Annotated in this window: 17 protein-coding genes; 12 read left to right on the forward strand and 5 right to left on the reverse strand. The window is 42.1% G+C overall.

Annotation, left to right across the window (positions count from 1 at the left end):
- Positions 1-5 precede the first annotated feature (5 nt).
- Positions 6-794, reverse strand: a complete 789-nt coding sequence (locus ABDD94_RS13705) for a polysaccharide biosynthesis/export family protein (protein ID WP_345951524.1) — start codon at positions 792-794, stop codon at positions 6-8.
- Between the two features lie 838 nt (positions 795-1,632).
- Here ABDD94_RS13705 and ABDD94_RS13710 point away from each other — a divergent pair.
- The 3 genes from ABDD94_RS13710 (at position 1,633) to ABDD94_RS13720 (ending at position 3,771) form a co-directional block, all read left to right on the forward strand.
- Complete coding sequence (locus ABDD94_RS13710; protein WP_345951523.1) at positions 1,633-2,154, forward strand: UpxY family transcription antiterminator; 522 nt, start codon at positions 1,633-1,635, stop codon at positions 2,152-2,154.
- Positions 2,155-2,231: 77 nt separating this feature from the next.
- Positions 2,232-2,603 (forward strand): helix-turn-helix transcriptional regulator, encoded by a 372-nt coding sequence (locus ABDD94_RS13715; RefSeq protein ID WP_345952722.1) that lies wholly within the window; start codon positions 2,232-2,234, stop codon positions 2,601-2,603.
- Between the two features lie 331 nt (positions 2,604-2,934).
- A complete protein-coding gene (locus ABDD94_RS13720; RefSeq protein ID WP_345952723.1) occupies positions 2,935-3,771 on the forward strand; it encodes an N-acetylmuramoyl-L-alanine amidase in 837 nt (278 codons plus the stop codon).
- Between the two features lie 6 nt (positions 3,772-3,777).
- Here ABDD94_RS13720 and ABDD94_RS13725 read toward each other — a convergent pair whose 3' ends face one another.
- Together ABDD94_RS13725 and ssb (ABDD94_RS13730) are read right to left on the reverse strand one after the other, a co-directional pair.
- Positions 3,778-4,497 carry a helix-turn-helix transcriptional regulator gene (locus tag ABDD94_RS13725; RefSeq protein ID WP_345952724.1) on the reverse strand — a complete coding sequence of 240 codons (720 nt, stop codon included), beginning with the start codon at positions 4,495-4,497 and terminating at the stop codon, positions 3,778-3,780.
- Positions 4,498-4,710: 213 nt separating this feature from the next.
- Complete coding sequence (gene ssb / locus ABDD94_RS13730; protein ID WP_345952725.1) at positions 4,711-5,064, reverse strand: single-stranded DNA-binding protein; 354 nt, start codon at positions 5,062-5,064, stop codon at positions 4,711-4,713.
- 736 nt (positions 5,065-5,800) lie between these two features.
- Between ssb (ABDD94_RS13730) and ABDD94_RS13735 the strand changes: the two genes are divergently transcribed.
- Positions 5,801-6,898: a glycosyltransferase gene (locus ABDD94_RS13735; RefSeq protein WP_345952726.1), complete on the forward strand. Its 1,098-nt coding sequence runs from the start codon at positions 5,801-5,803 to the stop codon at positions 6,896-6,898.
- 101 nt (positions 6,899-6,999) lie between these two features.
- Positions 7,000-7,356: a single-stranded DNA-binding protein gene (gene ssb / locus ABDD94_RS13740; RefSeq protein ID WP_345952727.1), complete on the forward strand. Its 357-nt coding sequence runs from the start codon at positions 7,000-7,002 to the stop codon at positions 7,354-7,356.
- 86 nt (positions 7,357-7,442) lie between these two features.
- On the opposite strand, the gene ABDD94_RS13745 is transcribed toward ssb (ABDD94_RS13740), so the two are convergent.
- Both ABDD94_RS13745 and ABDD94_RS13750 read right to left on the reverse strand, forming a co-directional pair.
- Positions 7,443-8,651, reverse strand: a complete 1,209-nt coding sequence (locus tag ABDD94_RS13745) for a pyridoxal phosphate-dependent aminotransferase (RefSeq protein WP_345952728.1) — start codon at positions 8,649-8,651, stop codon at positions 7,443-7,445.
- Between the two features lie 83 nt (positions 8,652-8,734).
- Positions 8,735-9,133, reverse strand: coding sequence for a DUF1573 domain-containing protein (locus tag ABDD94_RS13750; protein ID WP_345951515.1), 399 nt, complete (start codon positions 9,131-9,133; stop codon positions 8,735-8,737).
- 148 nt (positions 9,134-9,281) lie between these two features.
- Here ABDD94_RS13750 and ABDD94_RS13755 point away from each other — a divergent pair, with 148 nt between their 5' ends.
- From ABDD94_RS13755 to ABDD94_RS13785, 7 genes are all read left to right on the forward strand, one after another.
- Positions 9,282-11,711 (forward strand): thiamine pyrophosphate-dependent enzyme, encoded by a 2,430-nt coding sequence (locus ABDD94_RS13755; RefSeq protein ID WP_345951514.1) that lies wholly within the window; start codon positions 9,282-9,284, stop codon positions 11,709-11,711.
- A 68-nt stretch (positions 11,712-11,779) separates the two neighbouring features.
- On the forward strand, positions 11,780-12,520 hold the full coding sequence (locus ABDD94_RS13760) for a TlpA disulfide reductase family protein (protein WP_345952729.1): 741 nt from the start codon (positions 11,780-11,782) through the stop codon (positions 12,518-12,520).
- Between the two features lie 192 nt (positions 12,521-12,712).
- The gene (locus tag ABDD94_RS13765) at positions 12,713-13,561 is read left to right on the forward strand and encodes an NAD(P)-dependent oxidoreductase (protein WP_345952730.1); all 849 of its coding nucleotides are present in this window, start codon (positions 12,713-12,715) and stop codon (positions 13,559-13,561) included.
- A gap of 269 nt (positions 13,562-13,830) precedes the next feature.
- On the forward strand, positions 13,831-14,415 hold the full coding sequence (locus tag ABDD94_RS13770; RefSeq protein WP_345951511.1) for a nitroreductase: 585 nt from the start codon (positions 13,831-13,833) through the stop codon (positions 14,413-14,415).
- Between the two features lie 172 nt (positions 14,416-14,587).
- A complete protein-coding gene (locus ABDD94_RS13775; protein WP_345952731.1) occupies positions 14,588-15,388 on the forward strand; it encodes a murein L,D-transpeptidase catalytic domain family protein in 801 nt (266 codons plus the stop codon).
- A gap of 351 nt (positions 15,389-15,739) precedes the next feature.
- Positions 15,740-17,074, forward strand: coding sequence for a dihydroorotase (locus ABDD94_RS13780; protein ID WP_345952732.1), 1,335 nt, complete (start codon positions 15,740-15,742; stop codon positions 17,072-17,074).
- 36 nt (positions 17,075-17,110) lie between these two features.
- Entirely contained in the window at positions 17,111-18,118 is a 1,008-nt protein-coding gene (locus ABDD94_RS13785; protein WP_345952733.1) for a N(4)-(beta-N-acetylglucosaminyl)-L-asparaginase, read from the forward strand.
- Positions 18,119-18,210 lie beyond the last annotated feature (92 nt).

An 18,210-nucleotide genomic window follows, 5' to 3' on the forward strand; every position in this document is an offset into this window, starting at 1 on the left:
GTATTTTATTTACGTGTGAGTATAATGGCTATAATAGAGAGTGCCGATAATACTAAACTAATGGTGCGGTAATTATTATCTACGCTGGCAAACTTGTTTTTACCAGGTTGCACGTAGATCACATCATTACTTTTTAAGTAATAATAGGGTGAATCAAATATATCTTTTGAAGTAAGATCGATTGGTATAAACTCACGTTCGCCGTTAATTTCTCTAATCAATAGTACTTTACGTAATGCTGTGATGTTCAAGTCGCCGGCTAAACCAATGGCTTCATTAAGTGTTACGCGCTCACTCGGTATTTGAAAAACACCCGGGTGCTCAACATCGCCTATCACTGAGATTTTGAAGTTGATCATCCGCACATTAACTATACAGTATTTAAGAAAAGGTGTAAGCTCTTTCTTGAGTCTCACCTCAAGCTGCGATACGGTGCTTCCAGCAACCTTTATACTGCCTAACAGTGGCAAAACTATTTCGCCTTGTGTGTTTACCAAATATCCTATTACCGGGTTATTGGAGCTAACGTTAGAGGTACCATTAATAGAAGATAGATTGTAATTAAATACAGCGCTTGCTTCGGGGTTGGAACTGCTGATGTTAATACCCAGAATGTCGGCCGGCTGGATGGTGAGTGGTGTGTAATTAGTTATGCTTTGTTTCGTATTTCTCGATTTATCTAAATTTTGAAAGTACGGGATCTTCTTGTATGAGTTACAGGAAGAGTAAGCCACCATAATAGAAATGAGCACAACAGAAATTACTCCTCTGAGCTGGAAGATTGATTTTATCACGATAATATTTGTTTATGTAACTGAATAAAAGATGGATACTTTGATTTGAGCCTGATAACCTTAGGCGTAGAGGGTGTTTTTTTGCAATCGAGAATAGCTTCGCCACTCCGGTCACACCGGCTATTTTTTGTTGAAGAAGTAATCTTTAAATGCTAACGCTTTTTAAAACTAAAGCTGCGCACTGATTACTTACCGACAAACATAAGGCAAGCCAGTAGCAAATAAAATAGCGCTAAGATGGATGTACGTTAAACGTGAAATCAACTGGGAAACGAGATACGAAACTTGGGAAACAGCGCAGTTGACTGAGAAAAAAATGCGTGATTCCACAAATAATACGGTAATAATACTTTACACCTCACGAACTAAACGCAATTGAGGTGTGATTTGTGACAAAGACCGTATAAAATGCGAACCTTTTAACGGCCTGTTGTATAGAAGTGATAAAAAAAGCGTGTCGCTTAAAAATTTTCAATAAAAATTTCGTCTTAGAAATGGCCTTTAGAGCCATAAATAACTGTAACGAAAAAAATAATAACAAATATTTAAAGATTAGGCGATTTGTTGCATGACGGTATAAATCTCTAAGTATAATTTTACGATATAATCCAAGCAAATGTTTTATTAATTAATAAGAAAACATATCTGTTCGATATATAAATGCTCAGTTTTTCTCATGCGCTTATACATATATACACATTGAATAACCGGGAGATAAGTTATTGAACTGAAAAAGGATTATAATACAGCATAACAGATGGCTGTATTTAGCTGATAGTTACAACTGCATTTTATAGTTTACTTGTTTGTACCGCTACTTAATAATTAATTATACACTATGATAACAACACAACCTAACGCAAGATCATCTGCGGCGAAGCGCTGGATGGTTGTTTACACCCGCTCTAAGTGGGAAAAAAAAGCTAACAGGCTACTCGAAAACCAGGGAGTTACCAGTTTTTGCCCTTTAATAAAGGTAAAAAGCAACTGGAGCGACCGGACTAAGATTGTTGAAACCCCACTCTTTAACTCCTATCTGTTTGTCCATATTAACCATTTTGAACATGACAGTGTACAACAAACGCCAGGTGTTGTAAACTTTGTTAAGCACTGCAACAAACCTGTAGTGTTAGAAGATCAGGAGATTAACCGCATACATACCTTACTGGCCTCCCACTCCAATTTAGAAACGATAGGCGTTGGACGCTATTCGGTTGGTGATGTGGTTAAAATTAACGAAGGGCCATTGGTTGATTGCCAAGGCGAGATATTGCAAATTCAAGGCAAATCAGTGCTGATGGTGCTTGAAAAACTGGGATGTGCAGTAGTCATCAAAGTCGATCAAAAAAGCATTAATTAAGCTGATGCCTCACTATAAAAACAAACTCTGCAATTAATAAAATTATTATGTCAACAGTTATTTCCTTAGGTACATATATGAATAAGCATTACGGTCAGATAGTGGAAAAAGTAATAAGGCGAGATGGTTACAGCATAAGTGAACTTGCACGCCTGATGAATGTAAACAGACGCTCTGTATACAACTGGTTCAATAAAAAGCGTTTGAAAACCGATATCGTGTTCAGGATAGGCGGCGTGCTAAACTATGATTTTTCAACCGAATTCCCTGAACTGTTCAGGGCTAACGAATTTGGTTATTTAAGTGATAACGCTCCCGTGCAAATGGCACATGATGAGGTGCAGACGGAGCCTACTTTTGACAAACAATGGAAAGATAAGTATATTGTATTACTTGAAAAATACAATGAATTGCTTACGCAAAGTATACAAGTTAATGCCCGCCATTAATTTGTACACAGCTAGTTCAAAACCATGTACTATGCTGTTCCTATATTTTTGTTGCTAAGCCTCAGCACTCAAGCTTGTCCTTGGCAAAGGTTGGCGTTTTATTCTGCTTCCTTGCCATTGTAGATTTAAACTTAACGTTGCAATACAACGCTCTACCTTATAAGTCTGCCTCTCCTCAAGCAACATAATAGCTACTAGTAGCTATTGCACATACACATTTCAATCATTTATCTTTATTTAAAAGGGCCTTTGCTAATAAAGGCCCTTTTTCAGTACGGCAGAATGCCTCATTGTACTGCTTACTATTCTATCATCCTAAAATTTAAAAACGATGAAAATAATAGATCACCTGCTTGTTAACGATGATGACACACCTGTTACGTTCAAAGCCACACCTAATCATGGTGGTATTTACACCCCTCAATACCTTGTAATGCACTACACGGCAGCAACTACAACCTTGTCTACCGTTAGCTGGTTCCAAAGCACTTTAGCTAAGGCTTCGGCCCATTTACTTATTGCCCGTGATGGCACTGTTACACAGTTTGCTCCGTTTAATGTTATTACATGGCATGCCGGCAAAAGTCAATGGAAAGGGTTAGTAGGGCTGAATCAGTTTTCAATTGGCATTGAAATGGTAAATGGCGGGCGTTTAACAAAAAGCATAGGAAAATGGATATGCCCGGTTGATGCCAAAAGGGTACCCGATGACGAGGTGGTTATAGCAATCCATAAAAATGAGAGCAGCAAGGCCGCATGGCATGATTACACCGAGAAACAATTAAAGGCAGCAATAGAAATATCGGCTTTACTGGTTAAAACTTATAATTTAAAAGATGTGGTAGGCCATGAGGACATTGCCCCCATACGTAAGTCGGATCCAGGCCCGGCATTTCCAATGGCCAGTTTCAAGTCCAAGGTTATGGGCAGAGAAAATGATTTTGATGAAGATTTTGTAACCTCAGCCGATGTAAACATACGAGCCGGCGCAGGCACTGCTTTTGCCACTGTTGCCCCACCTGTACCTGGTGGCACACCAGTGAGGGTGCTAAAAACAAACGCCAACTGGAGCTTTGTAGAAGTTCTAAAATCGGTGAATGGAATCATGGACTTAGAAGGTTGGATTGCTTCCCGATTTATTGTTTTGGAGCAAGGAGTAAATAGCTAACATTACTTATATTATTCCAAAAGAGACGGCAAACTTAACTAACTGCGAAAGTGAGGTAATCCCTAGCTTATGTATAATATTCTTTCGGTGATTGTTTACTGTGTGTATCGACAAAAAAAGCGTGTCGGCAATCACCATACTGCTTACACCCTTTGCTATTAAACAAATAATTTCCTTTTCGCGAGCGGTTAACAAATTGAACAGGTGGTAATTCCGTCGTACAAAAATATCATCAGCAATTAAGTTTCCTAACTTCTTGCCTGCAAAGCTTAATGAATCAGCTTCAACCGCTATATGAATAAGCTTAGGTGATTCTGCCAGGTCTTGAATGGGATATAATTTCGAAGTAGTTAAATACCATTTATAATCCGTGTCACTATCCGGTCTTACACGCTGAAAAACTGATTGCGACTTGTTGTAATCTCTAAGAGCAATAAAGTGTTTGAGATCTTCCTTTAAAATTTCAATCTCTTGTGCCGGAAAAAAACGGCTAAAGTAACCACTTCCCAAATTCCGCAATTCTTCGCTGCTATGCCTTAAAAAGTCACAACCATTTTTGTTCATGTAGGTATTGGCCATTATACCAAAGTCCTGAACCATAATACTACCCGGAATATAATCTCCTACGTCTTCTATACGCAGTATGTTTTTGTTAATATTCACCCCCAAAACATGTAACTGCGCGCGGCAGTTATTAATGTGTTCTGATTGCGTATGCGCTTTCATAAACAATTGTGACAGATACAAATCTTAACATATCGCTTCGGCATAAACCATAATCTATTGGCCAACAATCAAGGTCAACAAATTATAAAATTAAGGATCGTAAAAATCGTGCGGGTATATCTGTCCAAAAGGATTGCGCTTATTTAAAGTTGCCAATAAGACAACTCAGCGGGTACTTTGACAGTGTAACGTATAGAGTATCAGCTCGTACTTTTAGTTTTTATTTACATTCAGCCCTGTTAACCAGTGGTATCGGGTAACCAATATTTCCACATTGTATCTTTTAATATTTTCGTCATCAGTAAATAAGTAGGTAGTCATTTTTCCCTCAATAGATATTAATGCGCCTTTCTTAAAATACTGAAGATCAGGTTTGGCAATGTAGGTAGGCATTACGATCTTGTGATGCTCAAGGTGTTCAACCTGTTTGCCGTTTTTAACAAATGTTTCTGATGTAAGTATCGAAAAATATATGTTATCAGGGTTATTTCTTAACATGTCCAAGTTTACATCATTTTCAATGACACCGGTAAGAAAGACCCGGTTTATTCCTGCGTTCCTATACATTTCTGTTATTATCGCATTTAAATAGTGAAGTATTGTTTTTAGATATCTGCATATAATAGTAATTAAGACTTCTTCGTATCATACCGGCTATCCGGCTGTGCTTTTACATATAGTAAGCTATACTTGTATATGGAACAAAATACAGCTTAAACTACACACGTTGTTATAGGTTAAGGTACTTGCGAATAATATGTGTACAGATATAATGTATATTCTCGCTTAGCTACACACAGGTTCAACTCAAACCAAGCAAGTTTTTCATAATAGGCAAACACACTATGTACTATACCTTATGAGCTTGTGTACTTACAGGTAATAATATCTGCTAAACATTTAAGTGGCCCAATACATGTGCTGCGAAATATTATAGGTAGTAATTTAATTATATGCACCTCGCGCATCACATCAATTAAAGTAGTAAAGTGTTATGGTTGTTACCCACAAAGTGCTCTGTATAAGGCCCACATAAGTATATTGTGAATTAAACTGTATACCTGAGTGATAAGCTTATTGCTTTAATTTGAAGTAATGGCGTTAGAAAAGTCATTTCGGTTATGAAAATGTTTTATACAGTTGTGACGGCGCTGCTGCTACTGGTTAAAGAGTACTTTACAAACGAAAAGTTGAACGATTCAACGCACTAACTTCATATAAAAACTTGGGCCGTTTTTGTCTTACAATTGCCGCCTTACATTCCATTTATGCTATTACGTTAACCATTACATCGAACCCCTCAATGAACATTAAATTTTACCATCGCTTTTTTAAGCCATCTGATATTGATAACCTGCCACACCACTATTTTTATGGTGCAACAGAATTGGAAAAGCACAACATCAATGTTTCAATTTGCGAAGACTCATCCATGGGTAACAGACTGATCAGGGGAATGAAACTTGCTTTAAAGTTGATTTTCACCAGTAAACCTTACGATGCTCTGTACGCTGCAACTGCTAACGGACTCGAACTGTTGGTACTGCTCAGAAGTATGGGACTGTATAGCAAGCCGATAGTGGTATGGCAGCACCGTGCACTGAAAAATACAGATAAGTTTATAGTTAAAAAACTGCTCCAGTTTTACTACCGCGGTTTTGATAAAATGCTGATGTTTACCGAAAAACATGTAAATGAGTCTGAAGCAGCTGGCGTAATAGCACCCGACAAACTTACCTGCCTAAAATGGGGACCTGATTTAAAGTATTATGACAATATTATAAATAAAGAGCAGGAAAGCTCAAACGCAGCAAACGAAGCTTATTTCTGCTCTACAGGTAGAGAGAACCGCGACTTCCCGACGTTAATTAAGGCGTTTGAAAAGCTGCCAAACTCTAAGTTGAGAATTTACACTACAAGGCAGCACGGCAACATGAACAATGAGCAAATATTGGCCGATGCCTGTAAAGATGCACCGAATATCAAAGTATCAATTGTAGATGGGTTGGCAACACAAAACAACTTTCTATCTAAAGAGATCTATCACAGCTTTTGTACAATCATTTGTACTAACGAGCATAACTATACGGTTGGCCTTACCTCTTTATATGAAGCAATGGCTTTGGGAAAAGCAGTAATCACTTCCAATAACCCATACTTTCCTATTGATGTTGAAAAAGAAGGGCTCGGAATTAAAATTGGATACGGCAATAGTGATGACTGTATAAAAGCCGTAAACTATTTATCGGAAAACAAGGAGGTCGCTGCAGAAATGGGAAGGAAGGCCAGAAGGTTTGTTGAACAGCATTATAATCTCGATTCACTGGCCTACGATGTGGCAACTACATTAAGGGCAGTGTCTAAAACGCCGCAATACAGTACACCAACAGCATCATATTAATCACCTTTGAAAAACACTACTTTAAGTGTTTTGATGCACACCTCTGCAGGCACTTGCATTTTGTTTACTAATAAGATTTATCGTCATCAGCAAAAGGCAACATGTCAGGAATAAATAAAGTAATTTTAATAGGGCATTTGGGTGAGAACCCCGATTTAAGGCGCCTGGCCGACAATATTACCGTATCAAGCTTTCCGTTAGCAACAACAGAAATGCAAACTAAGGATGGTGAGCGGGTTGAAGTAACCGAATGGCACAATATTGTAATGTGGCGCGGAATGGCCGAGAGCGCCGGCAGGTTGCTCCATAAAGGCGACCTTGTTTACATTGAGGGCAAGTTACGTACCCGGTCTTTTGTGGACAAAGCAGGTGTTAGAAAAGCTGTTACCGAAATTATGACCGAAAACTTTGTGGCGCTCAGCAAAACCACAGACCTTGCTGAGATAGCTGAAGAATAGCCTCACAAATAAATAAAAGCCACTCTAAAGGTGGCTTTTATTTATTTGTAGTAAAAATTGTGCAGTCGTGCGTCGTGAATTCTCTGTTACGCTTGCACCTCTACCCTGCCCGGGTAAACTTTTAGGGCTTCTTGTAAGCAAATCATGGCGCTTTGTAAATCGGCACGGTTAAGTACATAAGCCATGCGCACCTCGTTTTGGCCGGCACCTGGTGTGCTATAAAAGCCGGTTGCAGGGGCCATCATTACGGTTGCGTTATTGTGACTAAAGCTCTCCAGCATCCACTGGCAAAACTTGTCGGCATTATCAATCGGGAATTTAGCCACTACATAAAATGCACCACCCGGGTTAGGACAAAACACACCGTCCATTTGGTTCAGTGCATTTACCAATACATCGCGTCGGTGGGTATATTCCTCATTTACGGTTTCAAAGTAAGCATCGGGTGTATCCACAGCAGCCTCTCCGGCTATTTGCTCTACCAAACCCGGACTTAAGCGCGCTTGGGCAAATTTTAAACCTGCCTTAAGTACTTCTTTGTTTTTGGTAATCAAGCAACCTAAACGTGCTCCACAGGCGCTGTAGCGCTTACTTACAGTATCCATCACAATTACGTTCTCTTCTAGCCCGCTCAGGTGCATGGGCGAAGTAAATTCCCGTCCATCATAACAAAACTCACGGTAGGCCTCGTCCGAAAACAAGTAAAGATCATACTTCAATACCAATTCCTTCAACGCTTGCATCTCCTCGTTAGAGTATAAATAACCGGTAGGATTATTAGGATTGCAAATGATGATTGCCTTAGTCTTATCTGTAATCAGTTTCTCGAACTCCGCAATAGACGGGAGCGCAAAACCATTCTCGATATAAGACAAAATGGGCTTCACCACAATATCGCTCTGACAGGCAAAACCGTTGTAATTGGCATAAAACGGCTCCGGAATAATCACCTCGTCGCCCGGGTTAAGGCAGGCCATCATGGCAATAGTAATAGCCTCCGAGCCACCGGTGGTTACAATAATGTTCTCGGGAGCTATACTGTAGTTGAGCTTGTTATAGTATTCGGTAAGTTTTTTTCGGTAAGATAACGTACCTTCAGATGCGGTATAAGCCCAAACTTTAAAGTCGATGTTCTTAACCGCATTCAACATGCCCTCGGGCGTTTCAATATCCGGCTGACCAATGTTCAGATGGTATACTATTTTACCTTCCTGTTTAGCCTTTTCGGCAAATGGCGTGAGTTTACGTATGGGCGAGGCCGGCATATGCTGCCCCTTTAAAGAGATACTTGGCATTGGGCAAAATTACAAAAAAGGGCCGTAAACAAGCAGAGGCGCAAAAATTTGCGCCTCTGCTATTAAAACTATGTAATAATGTATTATTTACTGTTGGTAACGCTCTCTACCACTTCACCTAAAATGATCAGATTTTTTACCGGTGTTTTGGCATTTGAGGTAACCACAATGGTTTTACTGAATGGAGAAGCAACTGCAGCATTGTAAGTGATGGAGATAGTACCCTTCTCACCTTTTTTAACCGGTGCTTTGGTATAATCGGCAATGGTACAGCCGCAGGTTGGTCTAACATCCGTCAAAATAAGCGGCTCAACGCCTACATTAGTGAAAGAAAAAACTGTAGTAACCGGTTTGCCTTTGGCAATTTTACCGAAATCGTGTTTTTCTTCGTTAAATTTAAACTCAGCCTTTTGACTGTCCTGAGCAAATGCAGTAATACCCAAACCCAGAATTACGGCAAATAGTATGATTATCTTTTTCATATGTGTTGTGGTTATAGACACAAATATAATTTAATAGTTTAACAAGTAACAAAAATCGTGCATAGTTTTAAAAGTTACAATAGGCAGGGGCTTTACGCATATTAGCTATGCAATTATTTTTTATTTTTACCGCCTAAACAAATTATGTATGCCAGAAAGCACACTACCGGCTACGGGCAATTTTACGGAACACGAGTTGAGCTTTAACGATTTTAAAAAAATTGTTATTGAAGACTATCGTATTGGCTATGAAAGCAGGCAGGCAAGCTTGCTGGGCCGCCGCGAGGTGTTAACCGGAAAAGCCAAGTTCGGGATTTTTGGAGATGGAAAGGAAGTAGCGCAGCTGGCAATGGCTAAGGCCTTTAAAAAAGGCGACTGGCGCGCCGGCTACTACCGCGACCAGACTTTTATGTTTGCCACCGGCATGAGCACGCTTAAAGAATTTTTTGCGCAGTTATATGCCCACCCCGATATTGAAAAGGATCCGGCATCGGCAGGCAGGCAAATGAATTGCCATTACGCCACCCGCTTTGCCAACCCCGACGGCACCTGGGTAAACCAGGCCGAAACCATGAATTGCTCGGCCGACATATCGACTACCGGCGGCCATATGCCCCGCTTGCTGGGTTTGGCTTATGCTTCGAAACTATATCGTCAAAATAAGGAGCTCGAAGAGCTAAAGCAATTTTCAGTTAATGGTAACGAGGTTGCTTTTGGTACTATTGGCAACGGCTCAACTTCCGAAGGTATATTTTTAGAAACCTTCAACGCAGCCGGTGTATTGCAAGTGCCTATGGCTATCTCCATTTGGGATGATGCCTATGCTATTTCTGTACCTGCAAGTTTGCAAACCACAAAAGAAGACATATCCGAAGCGCTAAAAGGTTTTCAGCGCGAAGACGGCACCAACGGGTACGAAATATTTAAAGTACGCGGCTGGGATTACCCTGCCCTGTGCGAAACTTATACCATAGCCATTGAGCTTTGCCGTACACAACACGTACCGGTACTTATACACGTTACCGAAATAACCCAGCCGCAGGGTCATTCCACCTCGGGCTCGCATGAGCGTTATAAACCGGCCGAACGTTTGGCCTGGGAAGCTGAGCACGATTGCCTGCTGCAAATGCGCAAATGGATGATCAATTCGGCCATTATAAATGATCAGGAACTTGATGAGTTAGAAGAGGCCGCTAAAAAGCACGTGCGTAACTGTCAGCGCGAAGCCTGGAACGAATTATCTGCCGAAATAAAGGCTGAACTGGAAGAAGCCGCAGCTTTGATCGAACAGCTTGCCCAGCACTCCAGCGTGCAACAACTTTCGGCTATTGCAACCGGCTTGCGCGCCTGCGTTGATCCGGGGCGGCGCGATATTGTGAACTCTGTACGCAAAGTGCTTCGTTTAACCACTCGCGAAACCACACCCGAAAGGCAGTCTTTGATTGACTGGCTGAACGGCGAGAACGAGCTGAACCGCGAGCGTTTCAATTCTAAACTGTTTACCGATACCCCACTATCTCCGCTGCATGTGCCCGAGGTACCGGCTAAATTCTCGCCCGATGCAAAACTGCTCGACGGGCGCGAAATACTAAATGCCTGCTTTGACGCCGCTTTTGAGCGTGATGAACGTATTGTAGCATTTGGCGAAGATGTTGGCGCCATTGGCGATGTAAACCAGGGTTTTGCCGGCTTGCAAGCCAAATACGGCGACCTGCGCATCACCGATACCGGCATACGTGAGGCAACCATCATTGGCCAGGGTATGGGACTGGCTATGCGCGGACTTAAACCAATTGCCGAAATTCAGTACCTCGATTACTGGATTTGGGCTATAACCGTATTGAGTGATGATTTAGCCAGCTTAAGCTACCGTACCCGCGGTGGTCAAAAAGCGCCGCTCATTATACGCACACGCGGGCACCGGCTGGAAGGTATATGGCATTCGGGATCACCAATGGCCGCATTACTGGCTAACCTGCGCGGCATACACATTTGTGTTCCACGCAATATGACACAGGCTGCCGGCATGTACAATACCCTGTTGCAGGGTGATGAACCGGCTATGGTAATCGAGAGCCTGAACGGCTATCGCTTAAAAGAAAAATTGCCGTTAAACATAGGCGATTTTACCGTGCCGCTGGGTAAGGCGGAAGTTTTAGTAAATGGTACCGATGTAACAGTAGTATCTTACGGCTCTACGTTGCGTATTGTGGAAGAAGCCGCTGTTGAGCTGCAAACCTTGGGCATTAACATAGAAGTGGTTGACCCGCAAACCCTCTACCCTTTTGACCTGGATAAAGCCTGCGTAAAGTCATTGCAAAAAACCAACAGGCTTTTGGTGGTAGATGAAGACGTTCCGGGCGGTGGCTCAGCTTATATACTGCAAAATATATTGGAAAACCAGGGCGGTTATAATTACCTGGATGCAGCACCAAAAACCCTATGCGCCAAGGCCCACCGCCCCCCTTATGGCTCAGATGGCGACTATTTCACCAAACCATCGGTTGATGACATAATAGAGGTAGTATATGCCATGATGCATGACACCAACCCGGCTAAGTATCCGGCTATTTATTAAAATAAACAATGCACAGGCCCTTCTTAAAATAAGGGCCTTTTTTATTATAACCCTACTGCCAAACACACATGAAAGTATTTAGCATTTTATGTATGGTAACAATGATGACTGTTTGTGCCTATGGTCAGGATACCGTACGCCGTACTTATACACGCACCATTCAAAGCAGCACACGCTTGGATACCAACGAGGTTGTTTATGATGAGCAAGGTAAGGCTTTACATTATTATCAATACCTGCGGCTACTTAACTCAGGCGAGTATACCGTTACAATTAAGGGCGGCATGCCTGGCGACCCGGCTGCTAAAAAGTTTTTAAAACGCCTGAGCGTTGAAGAGCAGAACAGGCAGTACACAATGATGAAGAAGTTCACTATTATTAAAAGTCCGCAATTGCAGGAGGGCATGGAACTGGACGTAATGCCGTTATTGCAGGTAATGAAACCTGCCGAGCTGAACAATAAGGTAATCGTTTTAATATTCTGGAGTGCAGGCTGCCCGCCCTGCACCGAAAGTTTTGCCGATATTAACGATTTTCTGAAACAGATACATAATCCAGAAGAGCTGGTGGTTTTAGCCATAAGCAGAGACAGCAAGCAAGTAGCACAAGCCAAGCTGAAAGAGAAGCCCCTTTTATACGCCCAATTTTTAAATCAGGCAAGCGCTGCATACAATGCTTACCAGCTTAATCACATGCCATCATACGTGGTGGCCGATAAAAGCCATATCATCCGCTACTCAGCCACTGGCACGGGGCAAACAACGCTACCATCTTTTAAGAGCACCATAAAGGCAGTATTACAACAGTAACTTCATTAAGGCCCTCCCAAACAAAGAATTGTTATCCCAAAACAGAGATACGCCTTTTCAAATAATAACTTTAGCCTACTCACCTAGAAAAGATATGTAATGTATGCTAGAATTAAATTGGCGCTAAACACAACTATCCTTGCAAAGCACAAGATATTGTTGGCTTCCAAATACACTTATAAAAGTTAAGAAATGAACATTTTAGTCACCGGTTCATCAGGCAAATTGGGTACGGTGGTGATGCAACGTTTAAAAGCTGCCGGATATAACGCAATTGGTGCCGACTTGGTTCCTGGCGTCAAGACTGACATTTTACTAAATGTAAACCTTAAAGAACAAGTACATGAGGCAACACGCCATATAGATGCTATTATCCATACCGCAGCCATTCATGGCCGACACTATGATCTGGGTTACTCCAGGGAAGCATTTATAGACACCAATATTTACGGAACGCTCAATTTGTTGAACGCTTGTACCAAGCAGGGCATCAATAAATTTTTGTATATCAGCACAACATCAATATACGGCAACGCGATGGTTAGCCCTCACCAGGCGGTGTGGGTTGATGAATTATTGATCGAACAACCGCGCGATATTTATGACATTACCAAACAGACCGCTGAACAGTTGTGCAAAGATTTCTTTTACAGAGAGGGCGTACAAGCATCCGCATACAGGGTTGGCCGCTTTTTGCCCGAAGAAGCTAACCTGGAGGCTAATCACCGACTTTATCGCGGTCTGGACGAACGTGATAGCGCAGAAGCTTTATATTTAGCTTTACAGCATACTTTCCAAGAATTCGAAGTCTTTAATATAGCAAGCAGTTCATCATTCTCGAAGAATGAACTGATAACGTTGAAGCATAACCCTACCGAAATAATCCTAAAACACTACCCAGAAGCCGAAGACTTTTATAAAAAAAATGGATGGAAATTTCCGGAAAGCATTGACCGGGTGTATGTGACCGATAAGGCTAAAACTATGCTGGGTTATACCCCTAAGTATACCTTCAACTCTTTATTAAACAATGGCTCTTAACAGGCAGGGTTGCTTGCGGATAACTGAAACAGACTGCTGCGTCATGATTCTCAGCAGACTCCTACCTATGGCAGTGCCAGTATGATCTGCGCGTAATAGCCTGTTCTGTAAAAACATGCTGAACTGGTTATCTCTTAGGCCTGCCGTATTTCCTCAATATTTGGGTCAGCACTTTAGCTGTGCCATTAAATTTTGTACTTTCCATAAAAGGTGTTATGCTTTTCATTTATTCGCTTATTTTTGCTGCCTTACAGCAAAATTGAATTTTTATGAGCGATCAAAATTTCACTATTATAGCCGAAACCATTAAAAACCGTCGTACCATTAAACCAGGTACGATGAATGGTCAGAAAATACCCAATGCTCAGGTAGCCGCCTTGTTAGAACTGGCCGATTGGGCCCCTACCCATGCTTATACTGAGCCATGGCGCTTTGTGGTATATGAAAACCCTTTAACCTTTACTCAACAACACGCCGAATTATACAAGCAGGCTGCTGAACAGGCCGGAAACTTCAACCCCGCTACGTACACTAACCTGGCTAATCTGGGCAACAATGTATCGCACGTAGTAGTAGCTATTATGCACCGCAGCGAGTTGTCTAAAATTCCGGTTGTGGAAGAGGTTGCAGCGGCATCATGTGCCATACAAAACATTTTGTTAGCCGCAGCATCTTTAAACATTGGCTCTTTTTGGAGCACTGGAGGTGCTACTTTAAAACCTATTATGAAAGAGTACTTGGGTTTAGGTGCCGAAGACCAGGTGTTAGGTATACTGTACCTTGGTTATAGCGAAACAAAACCCGAAGGCGTACGTAAAACACCACTGGAGGAAAAAGTAAAGTGGGTGCAATAAGCACTCATTTTTAAACATTTTGCTTAACCGCCGGTTAATATAAATGAAAATACGATGACGTATTAAGGCTGCGTTTCGATTATATTTGTAATACATCACAAACAATTATAACCTCCAACTTAAGCCTGTTGACTTTTTAAGCACTACCATGATTAAAACTATCAACGGACATATGAAAAGAAGATTTTGGTTAGCCATCACTTTGCTTGTTATTTTAACCAGCGCTATTTTGAGCTCGCGTTCGGCTACAGTAAAAAAAGCAGTTGTATTAACTAAAAAAGAAGCCAAAGCAAACGCTGTAACCAGTGCTTATGCAGGCTACGTATCTGACATTTATCAATCTGCAGGTTTAAAAACCACAGGGTTAGATTACCCTGTTTTTCAAAAGGCGGTTACCGGATACTATAATTTAAAGCAAAACCGTAAGCTGGCAACATCAAGCAGCGTGGTTGCCATTGTTGATTTCAATAAGGCAAGCACTCAGAAACGAATGTGGATAGTTGATTTGGTTAAAAAACAACTGTTGCTAAACACATGGGTAGCTCACGGACAAGGTAGCGGCGGAGATATGCCCACTCAGTTTTCGGATCGTAATGAATCGCACCAGAGCAGTTTGGGCTTTTATGTAACCGACGACGTATATTACGGTAAACATGGCCGTTCGTTACGCCTGGATGGCATGGATTCCGGATTTAACTCACATGCCCGCTCCCGCGCTGTTGTATTACATGCTGCCGATTATGTTTGCGAGAACACCATTAAACAATTAGGCCGTTTAGGCCGCAGCTTTGGTTGCCCTGCAGTATCGCCTGAGGTATCAAATAAAATTATTGATTTAATAAAAGGCAAAAACATGCTTTACGTAAACGCCGATGTAAACGGCTACACATCCAAATACCTGAACGAAAATTTTGTGGCTGATTTTGCCAACCCTGCCGATAGCTCGATGGCCATTACCAAAGCAGGTTTATAAGAAAATAATTAACAAAAAAAGGCGCTCATGAAAATCATGAGCGCCTTTTTTTTGTTAGTGTGTTCGCCCAATCTTCGCTACTCACCATAAAACCAGTTACAAGAGGGGCGTTCGCAAGTTCTATCTTAAATCTCTTGAATGAGATTCCGAAAAATTAACTTTCAGTAAGTAAGCCACTTAACAACATTCACCTTACTAACAAAAAGCTAAATAACTTTTTACAATACTGACTGTGGGAATGTTTTACAACAGCCGCGCACCAGATGAAAGAGGGGTTTGATTATTAGGACCTCAGGATTCTGCTTCAGCACTCACTCACTACATGTGCGCATTTGTTGTTACCTTTACGCCATGTCTTCCATCCTTATTAAATCTGCAACTATAGTAAACGAAAACCGGCAAACTGTTGCCGATGTGCTGGTTAAAGACGGCCATATTGAACGCATTGATGCTACCATCAATACTGCGGCTACCCAAGAGATTAACGCCGAAGGGCTCTACCTCCTACCCGGCTGTATTGATGACCAGGTGCACTTCCGCGAACCGGGGTTGACCGCTAAAGGCAATATTTATACCGAATCGCGAGCTGCGGTGGCAGGTGGCATTACTTCCTTTATGGAAATGCCCAACACTGTGCCCAACACCATAACACAGCAACTATTGCAAGATAAATATGATATAGCAGCCCAAAAATCATTGGCCAATTACTCGTTCTATATGGGCGCCTCTAACGATAACCTGGACGAGGTGTTGCAGACCGATGTATTGAATGTATGTGGTGTTAAAGTTTTTATGGGTTCATCAACCGGTAATATGCTGGTGGATAATCCTAAAACACTCGAGAACCTGTTTTCACAATCGCCCATGTTAATTGCTGCACATTGCGAAGACGAACAGACCATTAAAGACAACCTGGCGCATTTCAAACAGTTAATGGGCGAGAACATCACCATTGAATATCATCCCAAGATACGCAGCGCTGAGGCTTGCTACTTGTCATCATCTATGGCCATAGAGCTGGCTAAAAAGCATGGTGCACGATTACATATCCTACATATTTCCACAGCTAAGGAAACTGAGCTGTTTGACAATACAATACCGCTTAAAGACAAGAAGATAACCGCTGAGGCCTGTGTACACCACCTTTGGTTTAGTGACGGGGACTATGCCACGAAAGGCAACCTTATTAAGTGGAACCCAGCCGTTAAAACCGCGCAGGATCGTGATGCCATATTACAAGCCGTACTGGATGGCCGTATAGATGTAATAGCAACCGACCATGCACCGCACACCGCCGATGAAAAAGCACAACCTTACCTGCAAGCCCCTTCGGGTGGCCCGCTGGTGCAGCACGCGTTACCGGCCCTGTTGGCCATGTATAAACAAGGCAAAATCACTTTAGAGCAAGTAGCCGAGAAAACAGCCCACAATGTGGCTACCTTGTTCCAGATTGAAAAGCGCGGGTTCATCCGTGAAGGCTATTGGGCCGACCTTGTCTTGGTTGATTTGAACAAGCCATGGCAGGTTGCCAAACAAAACATCCTATACAAATGCGGTTGGAGCCCATTTGAAGGAACAACGTTTCCAGCCTCTATCAGGCATACGTTGGTATCGGGCCATTTGGCTTATACCGACGGTAATTTTAACGAGACATTACCTGGCCAAAGGTTAACATTTATACGTTAATTGCTATATTAACCACTTTCAACTACTTCAGCCCCTATGTATAACCGCCGTAAGTTTGTGAAGCTCTCCGCCACAGGAGCATCTTTGTCATTGTTAGATAAAATTGCTGCGGCAAAACCCTTAGCCCCACCGCAAGCCGCCGGCTATCCCATTGTTATCTCTACCTGGGGCTTTGGCGTTGATGCAAATAAGGAGGCCTGGAAAACACTTTCTAAAGGCGGTCGGGCATTGGATGCTGTAGAGGCCGGTGTTAAGATACCGGAAGCCGACTTAACTAACCACACCGTTGGTCGATCGGGTTATCCCGACCGTGACGGCCATGTTACGCTGGACGCCTGCATTATGGACGAAAACGGCAACTGCGGCGCCGTGGCAGCCATGGAATACATTGCGCACCCCATTACAATAGCACGATTGGTAATGGAAAAAACTCCGCACGTATTTCTGGTTGGCGAAGGTGCCACCCAGTTTGCGGTTGAACAAGGCTTTAAAAAAGAAAAATTATTGCTGCCTGAATCGGAAAGAGCCTGGAAACAGTGGCTCAAAAAAGCCGAGTACAAACCTATTATCAATATCGAAAATAGCAAAGGCTTACCCGGTAATCAGTATAACCACGATACCATAGGCATGCTGGCAATTGATGCCAAAGGGAACATCTCAGGCGCGTGCACTACTAGCGGTATGGCTTTCAAAATGCATGGCCGTGTGGGCGACAGCCCCATCATTGGCGCTGGCTTATACGTAGATAATGAAGTGGGTGGCGCAACCTCCACCGGCGTTGGTGAAGAAGTAATTCGTAACGTAGGCAGCTTTTTGGTAGTCGAACTTATGCGCCAGGGCTACTCGCCCGAAGCTGCCTGTAAAGAGGCCGTACAGCGCATTATTAAAAAGAAACCCGACACAGCTAAACAAATACAGGTTGGGTTCTTGGCAATTAATAAAAAAGGCGAGTATGGCGCCTATGCCATTCAAAAGGGTTTTTCTTTTGCAGTTTGCGATAAAGAAAAACAAGATCTTTTAATTGACGGGAAAAGCTTTTACTAAATGGCATGCTTTCTATTTTAATTATGTTGAGGATTCAATAAAATATTTCGACAACCTATTTGACTTAGCTTACCGTAAACACGATACTTACT

Origin of the sequence: Mucilaginibacter sp. PAMB04168, from assembly GCF_039634365.2 — a bacterium.
In the GTDB taxonomy this organism is placed as follows: Bacteria; Bacteroidota; Bacteroidia; order Sphingobacteriales; family Sphingobacteriaceae; genus Mucilaginibacter.